Origin of the sequence: Frankia sp. AiPs1 (genome assembly GCF_023716945.1) — a bacterium.
Taxonomy (GTDB): Bacteria; Actinomycetota; Actinomycetes; order Frankiales; family Frankiaceae; genus Frankia.
Genome location: NZ_JAMQQF010000664.1, coordinates 1 through 3,032, shown reverse-complemented (window position 1 = coordinate 3,032; position 3,032 = coordinate 1). Strand labels below are relative to the sequence as shown.

The following is a 3,032-nucleotide window of genomic DNA, read 5'->3' as shown; positions in this document are numbered from 1 at the left end:
GCGGCTGTCCCCGCGCCGCGCCGCGGCGCTGTCGGGCCTCGCCGTCGTGGCGACCGGCGGCACCAACGCCACCGTCACGTTGTGCGTGCTGCTCTGCCCGGCGGTGGTGCTCGTGTTCGCGGGCGGGACCCGCCGGGCGTGGGCGCTGCGGGCCTGGTGGGTGGTGGCGGTCATCCTCGCCTCGACCTGGTGGCTGCTGGCGCTGATGGTGCAGGGCCGCTACGGGCTGAACTTCCTCCCGTACACCGAGACCGTCCAGACGACGACGGCGACCACGTCGGTCGCCGAGACACTGCGTGGTGCGACGGACTGGATGGCCTACCTCCAGCTCCCGCGTCCCTGGCTACCCGCCGCGACCGAGTACGTCTCCCGGCCGGTGCCGATCGTCGGCTCCGCGGCCGTCGCGGCGATCGGGCTGTGGGGGCTGTCCCGGCCGGACCTGCCCGCCCGCCGGTTCCTGCTGGTGACGCTCGCCGTCGGCACCGTCTCCATCGCCGCGGCCTACCCGGGCGACCCGGGCAGCCCGACGTCGGGCGTGGTCCGCGATCTGCTCGGCAACCAGCTCGGCTTCCTGCGCAACGTCTACAAGTTCCAACCGGTGGTCCGGCTGCCGATCGCGCTGGGCGTCGGGCATGCGCTGGTCGCCCTGCCCGTTGGGGTCCGGCGCGCGCCCGCTCGGTTCCGCGGCGCGCCCGTTCGGTTCCGCCGTGCCGGCGGCCGGCAGGGCTGGGCGCGCCCTCGGGCCGGCGTGACGACGGCCGCCGCCGCGGTGACGGTCGCCGCGCTCGTCTGCGGGATGACTCCCGCGCTGTCCGGCCGCGCGTTGCAACCCCGCCCGTTCACGCAGGTGCCCGACTACTGGGTGCAGGCCGCCGACTGGCTCGGCGAGAACCCGCAGGGCGGCCGGGCGCTGGTCCTGCCCGGTTCACCGTTTGCCGAGTACGACTGGGGCCGTCCACTCGACGAGCCGTTGCAGTGGCTGGCGAAGACGCCCTGGGGGGTGCGCAGCCTCATCCCGCTCGGCGGAACCGGGGTGACCCGGCTGATGGACGGCATCGAACGTGAACTGGCCACGGGCTCCGCGCCGGGGCTCGCCGACGCGCTGGCCCGGGCCGGCATCGGACAGATCCTGCTGCGTAACGACCTGGAGCAGAAGGACTGGGACATCCCCCCGTCCACCGACGAGCTGCACCGGGCGCTGCGATCCTCCGGGCTGACGCCGGCCGCCTCCTTCGGCCCGCAGGTGCCCGCGCGCGCCTCGGCGAAGGAACGGCTCGTCCCGGAGCTGCGCAACCCGAAACAGAAGGTGCCGGCGCTGGAGATCTGGACGGTGCCGACGGGCGCGAAGCTCGTCCAGTCCTACGCCGCGGACAGGGCTGTCGTCGTCTCCGGCGGGCCCGAGGCGACGGTGCAGCTTGCCGCACAGGGCCTGCTCGGCGCGGACCGGCCCGTCGTGCTCGCCGCCGACCTCGCCGACCCGTCGGCCTCGGCGGCGCCGCCGACGAGTCCGAACGCGATCAAGGTGGCGGCGGGGGAGGTGGTCGGGCCGTCGACCGCCTGGGTCGACACCGACACCCTGACCCGCCGGGACAGCACGTTCGGCATCGTCCACGACGCCACCTCCTACCTGCTCGGGCCGACCGGCAACGCCGTGGGCAGGACCGGGGAGCCCAACCAGTGGGCCGAGGACGATGTGGCCGGTCACCAGACCGTCGCCGGCTTCGTCGGCGGCATGTCCGTCACCGCGTCCTCCTACGGCTACGACCTGCTCGCCGCGCCGGACCTCGCGCCTGCGGCCGCCGTCGACGGGTTCGACGCGACGGCCTGGACGGCCATGCGCAAGAAGGGCACCACCTCCGCCGGCCAGTGGATCCAGCTCGACGTCGGCCGCCGGATCGCCGTGCCCTACCTCGACCTCCGGCTGCTGTCGGAGGGCGCCTGGCGACCGGCCGTGCGGGCGATGCGGGTGACCAGCGAGACCGGTGCGGTCGTGACCAGGGTGTCCCCGGTGGAGGCCGTCCAGCGCCTCGCCGTCCCGCCGGGGGAGAGTCGCTGGTACCGGATCACGTTCGAGCGGGTCGACGGGGAGCACGACGACACCCTCGGCGCCGGCATCCGGGAGATCAACATTCCGGGTGTGACGTTCGACCACTACGCTCAGCTCCCCGACGACGTCGACCGCCTGTTCGCCGGGTCTGACCAGGGGACCGTCGCCTTCTCCCTGGCGCGGGAGCGGGTTGACCCGGCGCAGCCGTTCGGCGGGTCGGAGGAGCTGGCACTGTCCCGTCGCTTCGACGTGCCCCGCGAGATGACGTTCACCGTCGGCGGTACGGCGAGCTTCCTGCCGCCCCCCCGGGGCACCCCGCCGGCCGACGACGAGCCGCTCGTCGTGCCCTGCGGCAGCGGTCCCAGCCTGATCGTCGACGGTCACCGCTATCCGCTGCGGATCACCGGTCGCAACAGCGACGTCACCTCGGTGCTGCCGGTGCAGGTCTCGCTGTGTACCGACGAGGGCCGCGTCACGCTGCCCGCCGGGCCCCACCACCTGCGCGTCGACCAGGGCCCGACCTCGATCCTCGTCGACTCGCTGGCGCTGGTCGGTGCCGGGCGCCAGCCGGCCGAGCAGGCGGCTCGCGCGACGCAGGTGGGCCGGTGGAGCGCGGAGCACCGCACCGTCCAGATCGGGGCGGGTGAGCGGGCGTTCCTCGCCGTCCGCGAGAACGCGAACACCTCGTGGACCGCGAAGCTCGGCGGCACCACCCTGCAGCCGGTGCGCCTCGACGGCTGGCAGCAGGGCTGGATCGTGCCGGCCGGTGCCGGCGGCACCGTCGTCATCGACAACGCCCCCGGCGTCGAGTTCCGCCGCAATCTGATCGTCGGGCTGCTGCTGGTGATCGTGCTCGTCGGGCTCGCCGCACTGCCGGAGCGCTTGCGGCTGCGGCGCCGCAGCGACGAGAACGGGTACCCGATCTTCCCGCGGCCGCCGCGGTCGACCCGGCTGCCCGGCCTGGCGCGGCCGCCGGGGGCAGCGC

1 protein-coding gene is annotated in these 3,032 nt (G+C 74.6%); it reads left to right on the top strand.

The genetic code is table 11. The annotated features are described in order from the left end of the window. A partial coding sequence (locus ND748_RS29070) for an alpha-(1->3)-arabinofuranosyltransferase family protein (RefSeq protein ID WP_251749384.1) occupies positions 1 to 3,032 on the top strand: 3,032 nt, incomplete at both ends.